The organism is Janthinobacterium sp. UMAB-56, from assembly GCF_900095265.1.
Lineage (GTDB): Bacteria > Pseudomonadota > Gammaproteobacteria > Burkholderiales > Burkholderiaceae_D > Janthinobacterium.
Window position 1 is genome coordinate 164,550 of the sequence record NZ_LT607660.1, and the last position, 15,535, is coordinate 180,084.

At 63.8% G+C, this 15,535-nt stretch carries 13 protein-coding genes; 6 read left to right on the forward strand and 7 right to left on the reverse strand.

Going from position 1 to position 15,535, the window contains the following annotated elements:
• Positions 1-22: 22 nt before the first annotated feature.
• From K0F85_RS18360 to K0F85_RS18370, 3 genes are all read left to right on the forward strand, one after another.
• Positions 23-868 carry an alpha/beta fold hydrolase gene (locus K0F85_RS18360; protein ID WP_219117396.1) on the forward strand — a complete coding sequence of 282 codons (846 nt, stop codon included), beginning with the start codon at positions 23-25 and terminating at the stop codon, positions 866-868.
• A 271-nt stretch (positions 869-1,139) separates the two neighbouring features.
• The gene (locus K0F85_RS18365; protein WP_219117397.1) at positions 1,140-3,293 is read left to right on the forward strand and encodes a DEAD/DEAH box helicase; all 2,154 of its coding nucleotides are present in this window, start codon (positions 1,140-1,142) and stop codon (positions 3,291-3,293) included.
• Between the two features lie 437 nt (positions 3,294-3,730).
• Positions 3,731-5,392, forward strand: coding sequence for a PAS domain-containing methyl-accepting chemotaxis protein (locus tag K0F85_RS18370; RefSeq protein ID WP_219117398.1), 1,662 nt, complete (start codon positions 3,731-3,733; stop codon positions 5,390-5,392).
• A gap of 34 nt (positions 5,393-5,426) precedes the next feature.
• On the opposite strand, the gene bamE is transcribed toward K0F85_RS18370, so the two are convergent.
• The 5 genes from bamE to K0F85_RS18395 are packed head-to-tail and all read right to left on the reverse strand — an operon-like array spanning position 5,427 to position 8,877.
• Complete coding sequence (bamE, locus tag K0F85_RS18375) at positions 5,427-5,735, reverse strand: outer membrane protein assembly factor BamE (protein ID WP_219117399.1); 309 nt, start codon at positions 5,733-5,735, stop codon at positions 5,427-5,429.
• On the reverse strand, positions 5,732-6,532 hold the full coding sequence (locus tag K0F85_RS18380) for a hypothetical protein (protein ID WP_219117400.1): 801 nt from the start codon (positions 6,530-6,532) through the stop codon (positions 5,732-5,734). The genes bamE and K0F85_RS18380 overlap by 4 nt, the downstream gene beginning before the upstream one ends.
• Before the next feature lie 49 nt (positions 6,533-6,581).
• Positions 6,582-6,941 carry a nucleotide pyrophosphohydrolase gene (locus tag K0F85_RS18385; RefSeq protein ID WP_219117401.1) on the reverse strand — a complete coding sequence of 120 codons (360 nt, stop codon included), beginning with the start codon at positions 6,939-6,941 and terminating at the stop codon, positions 6,582-6,584.
• Complete coding sequence (locus K0F85_RS18390; RefSeq protein ID WP_219117402.1) at positions 6,938-7,399, reverse strand: GNAT family N-acetyltransferase; 462 nt, start codon at positions 7,397-7,399, stop codon at positions 6,938-6,940. Before K0F85_RS18390 ends, K0F85_RS18385 begins: the two co-directional genes overlap by 4 nt.
• Before the next feature lie 35 nt (positions 7,400-7,434).
• Positions 7,435-8,877, reverse strand: a complete 1,443-nt coding sequence (locus K0F85_RS18395) for a cytochrome P450 (RefSeq protein WP_257572861.1) — start codon at positions 8,875-8,877, stop codon at positions 7,435-7,437.
• Between the two features lie 114 nt (positions 8,878-8,991).
• On the opposite strand from K0F85_RS18395, the gene K0F85_RS18400 reads away from it, so the two are divergent.
• Positions 8,992-9,849, forward strand: a complete 858-nt coding sequence (locus K0F85_RS18400; RefSeq protein WP_257572862.1) for an AraC family transcriptional regulator — start codon at positions 8,992-8,994, stop codon at positions 9,847-9,849.
• 10 nt (positions 9,850-9,859) lie between these two features.
• Here the strand turns inward: K0F85_RS18400 and ilvB are convergent, their stop codons facing one another.
• Entirely contained in the window at positions 9,860-11,608 is a 1,749-nt protein-coding gene (gene ilvB / locus K0F85_RS18405) for a biosynthetic-type acetolactate synthase large subunit (RefSeq protein ID WP_219117404.1), read from the reverse strand.
• A 99-nt stretch (positions 11,609-11,707) separates the two neighbouring features.
• On the opposite strand from ilvB, the gene K0F85_RS18410 reads away from it, so the two are divergent.
• Positions 11,708-12,169 carry an Lrp/AsnC family transcriptional regulator gene (locus K0F85_RS18410; RefSeq protein WP_034784295.1) on the forward strand — a complete coding sequence of 154 codons (462 nt, stop codon included), beginning with the start codon at positions 11,708-11,710 and terminating at the stop codon, positions 12,167-12,169.
• A 92-nt stretch (positions 12,170-12,261) separates the two neighbouring features.
• Positions 12,262-14,736 carry a TonB-dependent receptor gene (locus K0F85_RS18415; protein WP_257572863.1) on the forward strand — a complete coding sequence of 825 codons (2,475 nt, stop codon included), beginning with the start codon at positions 12,262-12,264 and terminating at the stop codon, positions 14,734-14,736.
• A gap of 128 nt (positions 14,737-14,864) precedes the next feature.
• Here K0F85_RS18415 and K0F85_RS18420 read toward each other — a convergent pair whose 3' ends face one another.
• Positions 14,865-15,530, reverse strand: a complete 666-nt coding sequence (locus K0F85_RS18420) for a response regulator transcription factor (protein ID WP_257572864.1) — start codon at positions 15,528-15,530, stop codon at positions 14,865-14,867.
• Positions 15,531-15,535: the final 5 nt, after the last annotated feature.

The following is a 15,535-nucleotide window of genomic DNA, read 5'->3' on the forward strand; positions in this document are numbered from 1 at the left end:
GCCCACCGACTAGGAGCGTTCCATGACTGCCACCGATTTGCAATCGAGCAATACCCTGCGTACCGCCGACGGCACCCTGATCTACTACAAGGACTGGGGCAGCGGCCCGCCCGTCGTCTTCAGCCATGGCTGGCCCCTGTCCTCAGACGCCTGGGAAGACCAGATGTTTTATCTGGCCTCGCACGGCTACCGCGTCATCGCGCACGACCGGCGCGGCCACGGTCGCTCCAGCCAGCCTTTCGACGGCAATGACATGGATACCTATGCCGACGACCTGGCCGCGCTGATCGAGGTGCTGGACTTGAAGGGTGCCACCCTGGTGGGCCACTCGACGGGCGGCGGCGAGGTGGCGCGCTATATCGGCCGCTACGGAACGCGCTGCCTGGCGGGCGCCGTGCTGGTGGGCGCCGTGCCGCCCATGATGCTGCAGACGCCGGACAATCCGCAGGGCTTGCCCATCAGCGCATTCGACGCCATCCGCGCCGGCGTACAGGCCGACCGCAGCCAGTTCTTCCGCGACTTGAGCGAGGCTTTCTATGGCTACAACCGGCCTGGCGCCACACCGTCGCAGGGCGTGCGCGATAGCTTCTGGCGACAAGGCATGCAGGCCGGCATGCCGGCCGCCTATCTGTGCATCAAGCAGTTTTCGGAAACGGACTTCACCGACGACCTGGCCAGCTTCGACGTGCCGACCCTGGTGATCCATGGCGACGACGACCAGATCGTGCCGATTGCCGCCTCGGCGCGGCGCACTGCCGAGCTCATTATCGGTAGCAAGCTGCTCGTGTATGCTGGCGCGCCGCACGGCCTGGCGACGACGCACAAAGACCGCTTGAATGAAGATTTGCTGGAGTTCTTGCGCACTTGAAACGGGGCGGGCGCCATGCTGTCGAGGCGCCCGCCGCTGCCGCTGCCGCGCAGAACAGGCGCAGGCAGCACATTGTTGTGTATCATTTAATGTTGGCAAAATCACGCGCCAATTGCGTGTGGATCACCGATTTTTCTGCCTTTTTTCGGTAGATATGGCGCAAAAAACGGCGTTCTGCGGCATGCAGCCACCCGGTGAGGTCCAGTAAAGAGTAAACTAGCAGATACACTCTTTCGCATTGGGCGATTCGAGCGAACTTGTGAGTGATTTCATGTCTGATACACCAATTTCCTTATTTTCCGACCTTAACCTGAGCGAGCCGCTGATTCGCGCGCTCAAGGATGTCGGTTACGAAACACCGTCGCCTATCCAGGCGGCCACGATTCCATTATTGCTCGCCAACCGCGACGTGCTGGGCCAGGCGCAAACAGGCACGGGTAAGACCGCCGCCTTCGCCTTGCCTATCCTGTCGCGCATCGATCTGAAACAAAGCTCACCCCAAGCCCTGGTCCTGGCACCGACGCGCGAACTGGCCATCCAGGTCGCCGAAGCGTTCCAGGTGTACGCCGCCCACATCCCCGGCTTCCACGTGCTGCCGATCTACGGCGGCCAAAGCTACGGCCCGCAACTGTCGGCCTTGCGCCGCGGCGTGCACGTCATCGTCGGCACCCCTGGCCGCGTCATCGATCACCTGGACAAGGGTTCGCTCGACCTGTCCAAGCTCAAGACGCTGGTACTGGACGAAGCCGATGAAATGCTGCGCATGGGCTTTATCGACGATGTCGAACGTATCTTGAAAGAAACCCCGGACGGCCATCAAACGGCTTTGTTCTCGGCCACCATGCCTTCCGTCATCAAGCGCATCGCCACCACTTACCTGGTGAACCCGGCCGAAGTGACGGTTGCCGCCAAGACGGGCACGGCCGACAACATCCGCCAGCGCTACTGGCTGGTGTCTGGCATGCACAAGCTCGACGCGCTGACCCGCATCCTGGAAGCGGAAGTGTTTGACGGCATGATCATCTTCGCCCGCACCAAGCTGGGTACGGAAGAGCTGGCCGGCAAGCTGCAGGCACGCGGCTTCTCGGCTGCCGCCATCAATGGCGACATCCAGCAAGCGCAGCGCGAGCGCACGATCCAGCAGTTGAAAGACGGCAAGATCGACATCCTCGTGGCAACCGACGTGGCCGCCCGCGGCCTCGACGTCGAGCGCATCAGCCACGTTGTCAACTATGACGTGCCGCACGATCCGGAAAGCTATACCCACCGCATCGGCCGCACGGGCCGCGCCGGTCGCAGCGGCGAAGCGATTCTGTTCATCACCCCGCGTGAAAAGAACTTGTTGAAAGCCATCGAACGTTCGACCCGCCAGCCGATCGGCATGCTGGAACTGCCGACGATCCAGGCCGTCAACGACGTGCGCATCGCCAAGTTCAAGGAACAGATCAGCGAAACCCTGGCCTTGGGCGAATTGGAGCAGTTCCAGTCGCTGATCGAAGATTTCGAGCGCGAACAAAACATTCCCGCCATCGAAATCGCCGCCGCCCTGGCGAAGATGGCACGTGGCAATGTGCCTCTGTTGCTGGACAAGAACAAGGCGCGCGAGCAAGCCACGTGGCAAGACGACCGTCCTGTGCGCCAAGACCGCTTCGAACGCAACGATCGTCCGGAACGGGGCGACCGCTTCGACCGCAACGAGCGCAGCGAACGTCCGGCCTTCCCGAAAAAGGAACGCATTTCCCGTCCAGCCGACGCCGGCATGCAGACCTTCCGTATTGAAGTCGGTCATCAGCATGGCGTGAAACCGGGCAATATCGTGGGCGCCATCGCCAACGAAGCGGGCATCGATTCGAAAAATATCGGACGGATTGAAATCTATGACGATTACAGCGTCCTGGACTTGCCAGACAGCATGCCGAAAGAATTGCTGGACCAGTTGAAAACCGTGTGGGTGGCGGGCCAGCAACTGCGCATCAGCCGCGACGGCGAGGCACCGGACCTGGCGCCAGCAGCCGCGCCGCGCAAGCCGTTTGCCGCCAAGTCCGCGCCAGCGTTCAAGGATGCGCCAGCGGACGCGGGCGAGGCAGCACCCGCGCCGCGCGCGCCAAAGAAGGAACGTCCACGCCCAGGCGTGACGGCTTACCGTATTGAAGTGGGCCGTGAGCACGCTGTGACGCCAAGCAACATCGTCGGCGCCATCGCCAACGAAGCGAACCTGGAAGCCAAGCATATCGGTCGTATCGATATCTTTGACAATTACAGCGTGCTGGACTTGCCGGAAGGCATGCCGCCAGAAATCCTCGACCACCTGAAATCGGTCGTGGTCTCGGGCCAGAAACTGCGCATCAGCCTTGATGACGGCACGACGGAGCGCAAGCCAGCGCCAGCGCGTCCAAAGTCGCCCCCGCGCAAGACGTACAAGTAAGCCATCCCCACGGGCGCTCCGGCGCCTGTGTCGCGGATTAGAGACAGTTCCCAGGCTGGCGCGTTCGCGCCAGTTTTTATTTTCCCTCAAGAAATAATTATTATTGCCGCCGCATGCTTGCCGGTGAGCTCAGCCATATGCCGGCCATTGCGGGGAGCCCTCGGCATTTTTTTATCGGCGCAAGCGGCGTGTTTATTGCCTTATGCATCAATACATAATTTTTTATTAATTATTGTGTATGCGCGCAATTTGAAATTCATATTTCAATAAAGTCAATTAAGTTGAGTTAAAGTAAATTATAAAATATAAATCAATTGGTTTTTATTAAATTGTTTGACCAGTGTCAGCCTCGTCGAGGCGATATATCATGGGTGCTTGATGTGGTATATTGTTTTTATGTTTTTGTTATGCTAGTTGAAAAAAATAGAGGAGCGACGATGCGGGTCAATACGCCTATCACGCAAAATGAATACGTATTAAATGAAGGCATGACGATTGTTTCCACCACGGATTTGCAGGGAAACATCAATTACGCCAATCAGTATTTCATTGAGGTCAGCGGTTTTACAGAAACGGAACTGCTGGGTGCACCACAGAATATTCTGCGTCATCCCGATATGCCGGCCGAAGCGTTTGCCGACCTGTGGGATACCATCAAGACGGGCATGCCATGGACCGGCATGGTCAAGAACCGCTGCAAGAATGGCGATTTTTATTGGGTCTTCGCCAATATCACGCCCGTCATTGAAAACGGCCGCCCGATCGGCTACATGTCCGTGCGTACCAAGCCCACGCGCGAGCAGATCAACGAAGCGGCAGCCCTGTATAAAAGTTTCAAAGAGGGCAACGCCGCCAGGCTGGCGATCCGCAATGGCCGCATCGTGCGCCAGGGCTGGGCCGCCAAGCTGGCCGAGTGGCGCAAGCTGAGCCTGTCGCAAGACCTGGCCCTGCATTGCAGCGTCTTTGGCGTGGTGCTGGCCATCCTTGGCTGCGCCGTGTGGAGTATCGACGGCGATACGAGCACGGCGACGCGCAGCTGGCTCAGCGGTGCTGCCGCCGCTGCCGTGGCGCTGATGCTGTATTTCTGGGCCCATCTGCACAATTCGCTGGTCGCGCCCCTGGGCGATGCCATCAGCGTGGCGCGCAAGATGGCCGGTGGCGACTTGACGGGCGTCATCGACAAGGTGCGCGACGACGACATGGGGCAATTGATGGCGGCCCTGCGCCAGACGAATATCAATTTGCACAGCATCATCGGTGACGTGCGCGCCAACTTCGAGGATATCCGCATCACCACGGCGGAAATCGCCACGGGCAATATGGACTTGTCCAGCCGCACGGAATCGCAGGCGTCCAGCCTCGAGCAGACGGCGGCCAGCATGGAAGAACTGACGTCCACCGTGCAAAACAGCGCCGACCACGTGGCCACGGCCAACGACCTGGCAGTGCAGGCATCGACCGTCGCCGCCAAGGGCGGCACCATCGTCAGCGAAGTGGTCACCACGATGGACGAGATCAGTACCTCGTCGCGCAAGATTCTCGACATCATCGGCTTGATTGATGGCATCGCCTTCCAGACCAACATTCTTGCCTTGAACGCGGCCGTGGAAGCGGCCCGTGCGGGCGAGCATGGCCGCGGTTTCGCCGTCGTGGCTGGCGAAGTGCGCAGCCTGGCGCAACGCTCGGCGACAGCGGCCAAGGAAGTCAAGAATCTGATCGACCATTCGATCGCCACCGTGAATGCGGGCAGCGTGCTGACCAGCAATGCGGGCGCCACCATGACGGAAGTGATCGCCTCGGTGGCCCGCGTGACGGAAGTGATGGACGAGATTTCCTCGACCACGCGCGAGCAGAACCAGGGCATCGGGCAAGTCAACCAGGCCGTCATCCACATGGATGGCATCACGCAGCAAAATGCGGCGCTGGTGGAGCAGGCGGCCGCTGCCGCCAGCAGCCTGGCGCAGCGCACCGACAGCGTGGCCCAGTCGATCGGCATCTTCAAATTGAGGGCGTCGCCGAAGCGCAAGGCTGCCGGCGTGGGGCGCAGCCCCAGCGTGGGCGCCGGTATGGCGACGCGCGCGCTGTTGAAAGCACGCTAAGACAAGGATCCCGCCAGCGTAAGCTTGGCGGGATTTACTTCTGCACCCGGTACACTTCCCCGCTGCGCACCTTCTTCACCACGCCATCCCCGCCGAACAAAATGACATATTCGCCCTGCGCGCCTGCCGCGGCCGGATAGGTATACATCCACACTTCATTGCCGCTGTCGAAGCGGATGGCAGTGCTGTCTCCCAGCGCGGCGCGCACTTGCTCGCGCGTGCTGCTGCCCGGCTGCACCGTTTGTTCCAGGGTGGCGTACGGTACGTTTTTGCTTGCCTGCAAGGCGCGCGTGCCGGAACAGGCGGCCAGCATCATCAGCACGATCAGCGAGAGCGGCTTCATGGCGCCACCTCGTCCATGTAAGTAAATGCCAGCAGGGTATCGTCGGGCCAGCTGCTATCCCACAGTGGCGCGTAATACGTGCGGTCAAGCAAGACCTGGCAATCGCAATAGGGCAGCGAAGCGGGGGTTTGCTCGCCGCCCGCGTACAGCATGGTGAACGGTAGCGCCACCCTGCGTTCGCCACGCACGAGTGTCACGCCGAACAGGGGGCGGTCCGTGAAAAATAAATAATTGCCGTCCGGCTCGGAACACACTTTGTCCGTGTTGTAGAGCATGCTGGACAGCCAGGCGATGATTTGCGGGTCATTTGAAATCAGCCCCGAATCCATGCCGGCGCGGCACTCCAGGCGCAAGTCGCCCAGGCGCCGCGTGCCGGGCGGCAAGCCAGGCGTGATGACTTGCGCGCGCCAGCTCATGGTGGTCGCCTTGCGGTTGGCGATCAGCACGGCGTCCTCGCGCGCGGCCTGCGCATGGCGCACGGGCGCAAAGCTGTTGTCCTCGGCCAAGGGCAGTGGGATGCTGACGGTGTCGCCGGCGATGCGCAGCTGCACGCCGCTCATGTCCACGCCGGGCTGGCGCGGCAGCAAACGAAAGCGCAGCACTGCCTGCGGCGCCAGCGCATGGTCGCGCTCGAAGCGGTCCACGCCCTGCAGCATCTTGCGGTAGGATTTATCAACGGGGTCGCGCGTGGCGCCCACTTTGACTTGCGGCACGGGCGCGGTTTGCGCCACTGCAACAGCGCAGTACAGTGAACCTTGGAACAAGCCAGCGAGCAGCAGTGAAAGATGGATACGCATGGCTTGATGCTACGCCTTTTTACGCGGCAGCCACGCACGGATGGGCGTATCAGTATTCGCTATATTTGCGCGCGTCGCCGCGCACCTGCTGCGCCGGGTATTTTTGCGCATTCATTTCCATTTTCTCCAGCACGGCTGCATGCAGATCAACGCCGCTCTTGTCGGCCAGGCGCACCAGATACATCAGCACGTCGGCCAGTTCGTGGCGGATGCCCGTGCGCTTCGCTTCGTCCAGCTCGGCGTCCGCGCCCGTGGCCAGCCACTGGTAGTGTTCCACCAGTTCCGCCACTTCCACGGACAGGGCCATGGCCAGGTTTTTCGGCGTGTGGAACTGGTCCCAGTCGCGCTCGTTGGCAAAGGCGCGCAGGCGCGCGCGGATGTCGAGCAAGCTGTCGGCGGGTGCGTTCATGCTGCCACCTGCAGCGGTTTTTCCATGAAGACACTGAATGGATCGTCGGGATAGTCGCCATACGGTCCGCGCCGCTGGTAGCCGTGACGCGCGTACAGGGCGATGGCTGCCGGCTGGTGGATGCCAGTCTCCAGGGTCAGCAAGCGGCAGCCGCGCGCCAGCGCCTGTTCTTCCAGCAACGCCAGCAGGCGTTTTGCCAGGCCCAGGCCGCGGCTGTCCGGGTGCACGTACATGCGCTTGACTTCGCCGAAATCGGGCGTGACGACGATGGCGCCGCAGGCGCGCGCCGTGCCTGCCGCATCGCGGGCGACGGCAAACAGCAGGCTCTCCGGCGGTAACGATGCCAGGTCCAGCGAATAGACGCACTCGGCCGGATACAGGGTTTGTTGATACGCATCGAGCTCGGCGATCAGGGCTTGCACGTCGGCTTGCTGCGGCGATTCCAGGCGGATTGTCATGGGGAAATTCAAGGGTATGAAATATCCCCATGGTATCACTGCGGCCGCGCCAGGCGCATCGACAGGCCGATGGGCGACATGACAAAACCCATCAGTTCCTGTGCCTCGCCGCCTTCCGGCGTATCGACGCCGGCGATGTCGAAGCTGCCCAGCAGCATGGCCATGGCGATCTTGATTTCCAGCAAGGCCAGGTAGCGTCCGGGGCACGTGCGCACGCCGGCGCCGAAGGGCATGGCGGCGCGCTTGTTGTTCGCCTCGCCGCCTTCGGCCAGCCAGCGTTCGGGCTGGAACGCCTGCGCGTCGGGAAAGTGCGCATCGGATACGCTGTCGTGGCGCATCACGCACCACAGCATGCTGCCGGCGGGCACGGCCACGTCGCCGACCACCGTGTCGCGCAGCGCTTCGAGCGGGATGTAGGGCGCCACCGGTTTCAACCGCATGGCTTCGCTGGCGCAGGCGCCCAGGTAGTCGAGGCACTCCATCTGCTCGATCGTGAAGTGGGCGACGTCGGGTGCCAGGCGCCGCACTTCCTCGCGCGCCTTCGCCAGGCAGTGCGGATGGCGTTGCAGCAGGTAAATCATCCAGGACACCGTGTTGGCCGTCGTGTCTTCGCCCGCCAGCAGCATGGTCAGCACATTGCCGGCCACGGCGCGGTCGTCCACGCCACTGCCTTCCAGGTCGGCGGCGGCGATCATGGCTTCGAGCAGGTTGGGCGGACGCTCGCGGCGCGCCGGGTCGCGCGCCATGCGCGTTCGCGCCTGCTGTACCAGGTCGGCCACGGCCACATCCAGCGCCGCCACGTCGCGGTCCAGGCGCCGGTCCACGGGCAGTTTGAAGTAGCGCCAGTACGGCAGCATCGACAGGCTGCGCCGCGCCACGGCAGGCAGGATCGAATCCAGGTGGCGCTGGATCACATCCTCGCCCGATTCCAGCGTATTGACTGCGGTGCCGAAGGCCAGGCCGGCGATGATGTCGACCGTGTAGCGCTTCAGGTCGCCATCGAGGGCTATCGCCTGGCCTTGCGTGGCCGCAAGATGCCAGCGCCGCTGCAGGCGCTTTGCCACCGTCACCAGAGCAGGGAAGTAGGCCTTGATGGCGCCCGGCGCCATGCCGGCCATGACCATGCGGCGCTGGTTGCGCCACTGCGTGCCCTCGGCCAGGAACAGGCCGGGGTTGCCCCCCATTTCCTCGGACACGATATAGCTCGACAGCGGACGCCGGAAGCCGTCCGGCCGGTCGCGCAGCACGGCTGCCACGGCTTCGCTGTCGGCCAGCACCAGCACCAGGGTGCGGCCGAACCAGGCGCGCACGTAGGGACCGTAGCGCCGCACCCAGCCTTCCACGTCGCGGTGGATACGCGGCAGTCTCACTTGCAGCGCGTTGCCGATGATGGGCAGGGCGAAAGGCCCCGGCAACTGCCGGATCTGGCGCAGGATGGGGGTAGTGGCGGGCGCGGCGGCGTGGTCGAGTGGCGGCATGGCAAGCTCCTGTTTCAGTGGGAACGATGGCATGACTGTAGCGCGCTTGCGTTGGCGCGTCTTGAACGAATACGACATCGCGCGCCGCCAGAAATTGCCGGTACAATCGTCGCCATGCCTGCCGCCCCTACGCCCCTGACCCGCTTGATCGCGCCGCGCGCCGCGCTCGCTTCCTGCGTGCGCGCCTTCCTCGTGCGCGACACCACCGGCTGTGCCTTATTGCCGCCGGCGCAGCGCCTGAACCGTTTTCCTGCCACGCCCATGTGTTGCCTGCTGTGGACCGTCGCTGGCGAGGTCGAGGCGGCGGCGCCCGGCCCCGACTTGCTGCATGTGCGTATGCCGCCCGCCCTGTTCAGCGCCCCGCGCGGCTATCCGCTGGTCAGCTACAATCCCGGCCCCGTGCACTCCTTCATGGTGATGCTGTATCCGGCCGCCCTGCATGCGCTGACGGGCATCGACATGGGAGCCCTGTTCGACCAGGTGCGCCCGCTCGAACCCCTGTTCGACGCCGACTGGCTGGCGCTGTCGGACGCCGTGCTGGCCGCACCCGACGACGCGGCGCGCATCGCGCTGGTGGAAGCGTTCCTGGCGCCGCGCTGGGCGGTGGCGCGCAAAAGCGGCGACCATCCGGCCGGCGCCATACAGGACTGGGTGCGCCGCCTGGGCGTGCAGGCAGCATCGACGGGCTTGGCCAGTGGCGTGCGCAATATCGAGCGCCGCATCAAGGCCTGGGCCGGCCAGCCCATGCGCACCCTGCGCCGCATGCGCCGCGCGGAACAGTCGTTTCTCGATGCGCGCGAGGCCATGCTGCAAGGCAATGCCGCATGGAGCGATATCGCCGCCCAGGGCGGTTACGCCGACCAGGCCCACCTGTGCCGCGAGGTGCGCGCCATCACGGGCTTGAGCCCCACCGAACTGGCGCGCGCCAGCCGCGATGATGAAAGTTACTGGGTTTATCGAGTGTGGAGTTAAACGGGGGGTTTTACTCGGTATAGACGACGTCTTTCGTCAACGTGACTTCATGATGCCCCGCGCCGGGCGCCATCATGGGGAAGCAGTTTTCTGCGCCATGCACGCGCACGTCGAGAAAATACGGGCCGCTTGATGCCAGGCAGGCCGCCAGCGCCGCATCGAGTTCCTCGCGCCGGCTCACCGTCTGCGCCTGCCAGCCAAACGCGCGCGCCAGGGCGACGAAATCGGGCAGCGCTTCCATGTAGCTGTGGCTGTAGCGCCCGCCATGGATGAGTTCCTGCCACTGGCGCACCATGCCCATGGCGCCATTGTTCGACAGTACCACCTTGACGGGCAGGCGGTGCTGCACGGCGGTCGCCAGTTCCTGGATATTCATCAGGATCGAGGCGTCGCCGCTGACGCACACGACGCGCTTGCCGGGATGGGCGATCTGCGCGCCTATGGCGGCCGGCAAGCCGTAACCCATGGTGCCGGCACCGCCCGAGGTCAGCCAGCGGCGCGGCAGTTCGAAGCGCAAATGCTGCGCCGCCCACATCTGGTGCTGGCCCACGTCGGTGGAGACGATGGCGTCCTGTCCCTCCAGCGCCACCTGCAGCCTGCGCATCAGCGCCTGCGGCGCGATGACGTCGGGCGTGTCGTCGAATGCCAGGCTGTCTTGCGCGCGCCAGCCATCGATGCGCTGCCACCACGGCTGGCGGTCCGCCAGCAAGCGTCCGCGCAGCTGCGCCAGCAAGGCAGTCAGCACGGGCGCGCAATCGCCGCGCAGGGCCACGTCGGCGCGCACCACTTTGCCAATGGAGGCCGGGTCGATATCGATGTGGATGATCTTCGCGCCGGGACAGAAGGCGTCCAGGCGGCCCGTCACGCGGTCGTCGAAGCGGGCGCCGACGCAAACGATCAGGTCAGCGTGGTGCATGGCCAGGTTCGCTTCCAGCGTGCCGTGCATGCCCAGCATGCCGAGGAAGGCCGGGTGCGAGGCGGGAAAGGCACCCAGGCCCAATAAGGTCAGGGTGCACGGCGCGGCGGCCAGCTTCACCAATTGGCCGAAGGCGGCGCAGGCTTCCGGGCCGGAATTGATGAGGCCGCCGCCGCCATAGAACACGGGTTGGCGCGCGCCGGCGATCAGGCTGGCGGCCCGTTCCAGGTCGGTGAACTCTGGCAGGGGAGCAACTGTCGGCGTGCCGGGGGCACGCGTCGCCGTTTCCTTGACCGGCGCCAACTGCAAATCCTTGGGGAAATCAACCAGCACGGGTCCGGGCCGCCCCTGCGTGGCCTGCGCGTAGGCTTCGTGCACGACGCCAGCCGTTTCATCTGCCGTACGGATTTGCCGGTTCCACTTGGTGACGGAGCGCGAAATGCCCAGCGCGTCGCATTCCTGGAAGGCGCTGGTGCCGATGCTGGTAGTGGCCACCTGGCCGCTGATGCAGATGAGGGGAATCGAATCGCACAGGGCGTCGAGCAAGCCCGTGGTGGTATTGCTCATGCCGGGGCCGGACGTGACGAACACCACACCGGGCCGGCCCGTGCTGCGCGCATAGCCTTCGGCCGCGTGCACGGCCGCCTGTTCGTGGCGCACCAGTACGTGGCGCAAACGGGGCTGGGCGTGTAGCGCGTCGTACAGGGGCAGCACGGCGCCGCCCGGATAGCCGAAGACGGTGTCGACGCCGAGCGCCAGCAGGGTGTCGATGAGGACGCTGGCGCCATTGCGTGGCGCGAGAGCGTGGGCGGGAGCGAGGAGGGGGGCGGGGTCAGGTTTCATGGCTCTATTTTCTGCTCCCCATGGCAGAAAAGGCTGCTGGTTTTCTCGTATAGAATGCATATTTGAGCAAAATTTGCTGTGAAATAAGGATATGACAGAATGAAGCTGGATAAATTCGACCTCGCCATCCTGACGGCCCTGCAGCAGGATGCCCGCATCAGCTTGCACGAGCTGAGCGCCAAGGTGGGCCTGACCTCGTCGCCGTGCTGGGCGCGCATCAAGCGCATGGAAGACGATGGCGTCATCGAGGGTTACACGGTGAACGTCAACGCGGCCAAGGTGGGACTGGCCGACACCGTCATCGTGCAAGTCACGCTGGACGACCATTCCGACCAGGCCCTGTTTGAATTTGGCCACGCCTTGGCCATGATCCCGGAAGTGCTGGAAGCGTTTCTCGTTTCCGGCGACTACGATTACTACCTGCGCATTGCGGTTAGCGACACGCGCGACTATGAGCGCCTGCTGCGCGAGCGTTTATATAAAATTCCCGGTATCCGCCACAGCAAATCGAGCTTTGTCTTGCGCCAGCTCAAACAGAGTTATTTACCCTTGCAGCGTTAATTGCATGCAGGGCGGGAGTTTTTCCCTAGTTCATCCATGGTGGCTGTCCGATACTGGACGCAATAAAAACCACTATAAAAACGGGGATACGCATGAAACTGACTTTATTCGCCGTCGCCGCCATGGCGCTGTGCCAGGCGCAGGCCGCCGAGCCGGCCGCCTCGGGCGACTTGCCCACCGTCATCATCACGGGCAGCATGCCGCTGCCCACCGTGGAGCAGTCGCGCGATGCGCTGGCCGCACCCGTGCAGACGGCCAGCGCGCAACAGATCGCCGCCAGCGGCGCGCTCGATATCTCGGCTTTTTTGCGCCGCAACCTGGGCAGCGTGGTTGTGAACGAAGTGCAGAACAACCCCTTCCAGCCCGACGTCAGCTATCGCGGCTATACGGCTTCGCCCCTGCTGGGTACGCCGCAAGGCCTGTCCGTGTACCTGGACGGCATGCGGCTGAACCAGCCGTTTGGCGACGTCGTCAGCTGGGACTTGATCCCGCGCATGGCGATCGCCTCGCTGACCCTGATGCCCGGCTCGAACCCCCTGTTCGGCCTCAACACGCTGGGCGGCGCGCTGGCCCTGCAAACCAAGGATGGGCGTAGCGACCCCGGTACGGCCATCGAGGCGCGCCTGGGTTCGCACCAGCGGCGCGCCGTCGAGGTCGAGCATGGCGGCAGCAATGCACAAGGCTGGCACTGGTATGTGACGGGCAACCGTTTTAAGGAAGAGGGCTGGCGCGACGCTTCGCCGTCCGACGTGCGCCAGGTATTTGGCAAGCTGGGCTGGAGCGATGCGCGCACCGATATCGCCGTCACCGTGGCCCACGCGGACAATGCGCTGACGGGCAACGGCTTGCAGGAACAGCGTATGCTGGCGCGCGATTACCGCAGTGTCTACACCAAGCCGGACTTGACCGAAAACAAGTCGACCCTGCTCAATCTGACGGGCAAGCACCAGGCCGGCGCGGCCTTGTTGTTGTCGGGCAATGTGTACTACCGCAAGATCGACACGCACACCTTGAATGGCGACCTGAACGACGAGTCGCTTGACCAGTCCGTCTACCAGCCCGGTGCGGCCGAGCGCGCGGCCCTGGCGGCGGCCGGCTACACGGGCTTTCCCGCCAGCGCGGCGAATGCGTCCAATACGCCTTTCCCGAAGTGGCGCTGTATCGGCAATGTGTTGTTGAACGATGAGCCAGCCGAAAAATGCAACGGCATGATCAACCGCAGCCATACAGAACAGGAAAACTATGGGTTTTCAGGCCAGTTCACCGCGCTGGCCGACCTGGCGGGAGCACGCCATGCCGTCACGGCCGGCGCGGCCTTCGATGCCAGTCATGCCACCTTCCGCCAGACCAGTCAGTTCGGCTACCTGACCCCGGACCGCAGCATCACACCCGTGAACTTCTTTGCCGATGGCACGGAAATTGACGACGACGGCACGCCCGTCGATAATCGGGTCGACTTGAGCGGGCGCATGCGTACCTGGAGCGTGTATGCGAGCGACAGCATTGCGTTCAATCAAAACCTGACCTTGAGCGTTTCCGGCCGCTACAACCGCAACACGGTGCGCAACCGCGACGCCATCACGCCCGGCGGCGGCAGTGGTTCGCTGGATGGCGACCACCGCTTCAGCCGCTTCAATCCCGCCATCGGCCTGGCCTACGCGCCAGCCGTCGGCATCGGCGCCTACCTGGGCTACAACGAAGGCAGCCGCACGCCGACGGCCATCGAACTCGGTTGCGCCGATCCGGAAAACCCGTGCCGCCTGCCCAACGCCATGGCCGGCGACCCGCCATTGAAGCAGGTGGTGACGAAGACGTGGGAGGCTGGCCTGCGCGGCAAGCTTGCCGACGTGGCCCGCTGGAGCGCAGGCCTGTTTCGCGCGGAAAACCACGACGATATCCTGTTCGTGGCCAACCGGCAGGCTGGTTTCGGCTACTTCAAGAATTTCGGCAAGACGCGCCACCAGGGCGTGGAGCTGGCGGCGGACGGCAAGACGGGCGCGCTGGACTTCGGCATCAACTACACGTGGCTGCAGGCGACGTATCAAAGCCGGGAAGTGGTCAACGGCAGCGCCAACAGCAGCAGCGATGCGGATGCGCCCGGCCTGGAAGGCAATATCGTCATTAGCCCGGGCAAGCGGATTCCCCTGACACCGAGCCACATTTTCAAGGCGCACGTGGATCTCCAGGGCGGACGCGACTGGACGGTGGGCCTGGCCATGATCGCCGTCTCCAGCGCCTATGCGCGCGGCAATGAAAACAACCAGCACCAGGCGGGCGGCCCAGCGTACCTGGGTTCCGGCAAGAGCGCCGGCTACGCCGTGGTCGAACTGAATGGCAAATATCAGCTGACACCGCAGCTGAGCGTGTTCGCCCAGGTGAATAATCTGTTCGACCGCCAGTATGCGACGGCGGCCCAGCTGGGTGCGACGGGTTTCGATGCCAACGGCAATTTTGCCGCCCGGCCACTGCCCGCCGTGGGCGGTGCGTATCCGATGGTCAACGCGACGTTTTATGCGGCCGGCGCGCCGCGCAGCGTGAATGCGGGCTTGCGCTATGTATTTAATTAGGTTTTCTTGACACTCAAGATGCCTGGCAAAACCGTAGCGAGCGGATGGGATTTGTGGCTAAGAAGCGCAACCGTACTCTAGTACGGTGAGCATCGCAGGCCGCAAAGCGCGCCGCGCAGTAGGTTCGGTCAGGCATTCGGCTGAACGTGTTCGATGACCCCGTTACGTAAGGCCAGGTGGACCAAAGCGGCGGGGCCGGGCACGTCGAGCTTTTCCTTGATGCAAGTCTGGTGGTTGGCCACCGTCTTGCTGCTCACGTGCAGCAGGCGGGCGCAGTCGGCGGCGCTGCGGCCTTCGGCCAGCAGGCGGAAGATTTCAAATTCGCGCTGGCTCAGGCTGCTCAAGCGCTGCGCTTCCAGGCGGGCCGCGCCCTGCAGCACGTCCGGTGCGCTGTGCGGGTCCAGGTAGCGCCGGCCTGCGTGGGCGGCGCGCACGGCGGCGACCAGATGCTCCGGGTCGGCTTGCTTGCTGACGAAGCCGCAGGCGCCGCCATCGAGGGCCCGAGCGATCAGCTGTGGCGTGTCGTGCATGGTAAACACCAGCACGCGGACGCTGGCGTCACGGGCCAGCAGCTTGCGCAGCAATTCCAGGCCGCCGATGCCGGGCATGGACAAATCCGTCACGCAGACGTCGGGCGCCTGCTCCAGATGCAAGGCATAGGCCGTTTCACCATTGCCGGCCTCGGCCACGACGGCGATGTCGCCAGTCTGTTCCAGCAGGCGCCGGTAGCCCGCCCGCACTACCGGGTGGTCGTCCACCAGCATCACGCGGATGGGCAGCATGCTGCCGCTCATCCCAC

Bases quoted from the DNA above. Each gene is read 5' to 3' on its own strand.
- K0F85_RS18360 (WP_219117396.1), top strand. From the start codon at position 23: ATGACTGCCACCGATTTGCAATCGAGCAATACCCTGCGTACCGCCGAC.
- bamE (WP_219117399.1), bottom strand. From the start codon at position 5,735: ATGAAGCCGCTCTCGCTGATCGTGCTGATGATGCTGGCCGCCTGTTCC.
- K0F85_RS18395 (WP_257572861.1), bottom strand. From the start codon at position 8,877: ATGCCGCCACTCGACCACGCCGCCGCGCCCGCCACTACCCCCATCCTG.
- K0F85_RS18400 (WP_257572862.1), top strand. From the start codon at position 8,992: ATGCCTGCCGCCCCTACGCCCCTGACCCGCTTGATCGCGCCGCGCGCC.
- K0F85_RS18365 (WP_219117397.1), top strand. From the start codon at position 1,140: ATGTCTGATACACCAATTTCCTTATTTTCCGACCTTAACCTGAGCGAG.
- K0F85_RS18415 (WP_257572863.1), top strand. From the start codon at position 12,262: ATGAAACTGACTTTATTCGCCGTCGCCGCCATGGCGCTGTGCCAGGCG.
- K0F85_RS18385 (WP_219117401.1), bottom strand. From the start codon at position 6,941: ATGAACGCACCCGCCGACAGCTTGCTCGACATCCGCGCGCGCCTGCGC.
- K0F85_RS18370 (WP_219117398.1), top strand. From the start codon at position 3,731: ATGCGGGTCAATACGCCTATCACGCAAAATGAATACGTATTAAATGAA.
- K0F85_RS18420 (WP_257572864.1), bottom strand. From the start codon at position 15,530: ATGAGCGGCAGCATGCTGCCCATCCGCGTGATGCTGGTGGACGACCAC.
- K0F85_RS18410 (WP_034784295.1), top strand. From the start codon at position 11,708: ATGAAGCTGGATAAATTCGACCTCGCCATCCTGACGGCCCTGCAGCAG.
- K0F85_RS18390 (WP_219117402.1), bottom strand. From the start codon at position 7,399: ATGACAATCCGCCTGGAATCGCCGCAGCAAGCCGACGTGCAAGCCCTG.
- K0F85_RS18380 (WP_219117400.1), bottom strand. From the start codon at position 6,532: ATGCGTATCCATCTTTCACTGCTGCTCGCTGGCTTGTTCCAAGGTTCA.
- ilvB (WP_219117404.1), bottom strand. From the start codon at position 11,608: ATGAAACCTGACCCCGCCCCCCTCCTCGCTCCCGCCCACGCTCTCGCG.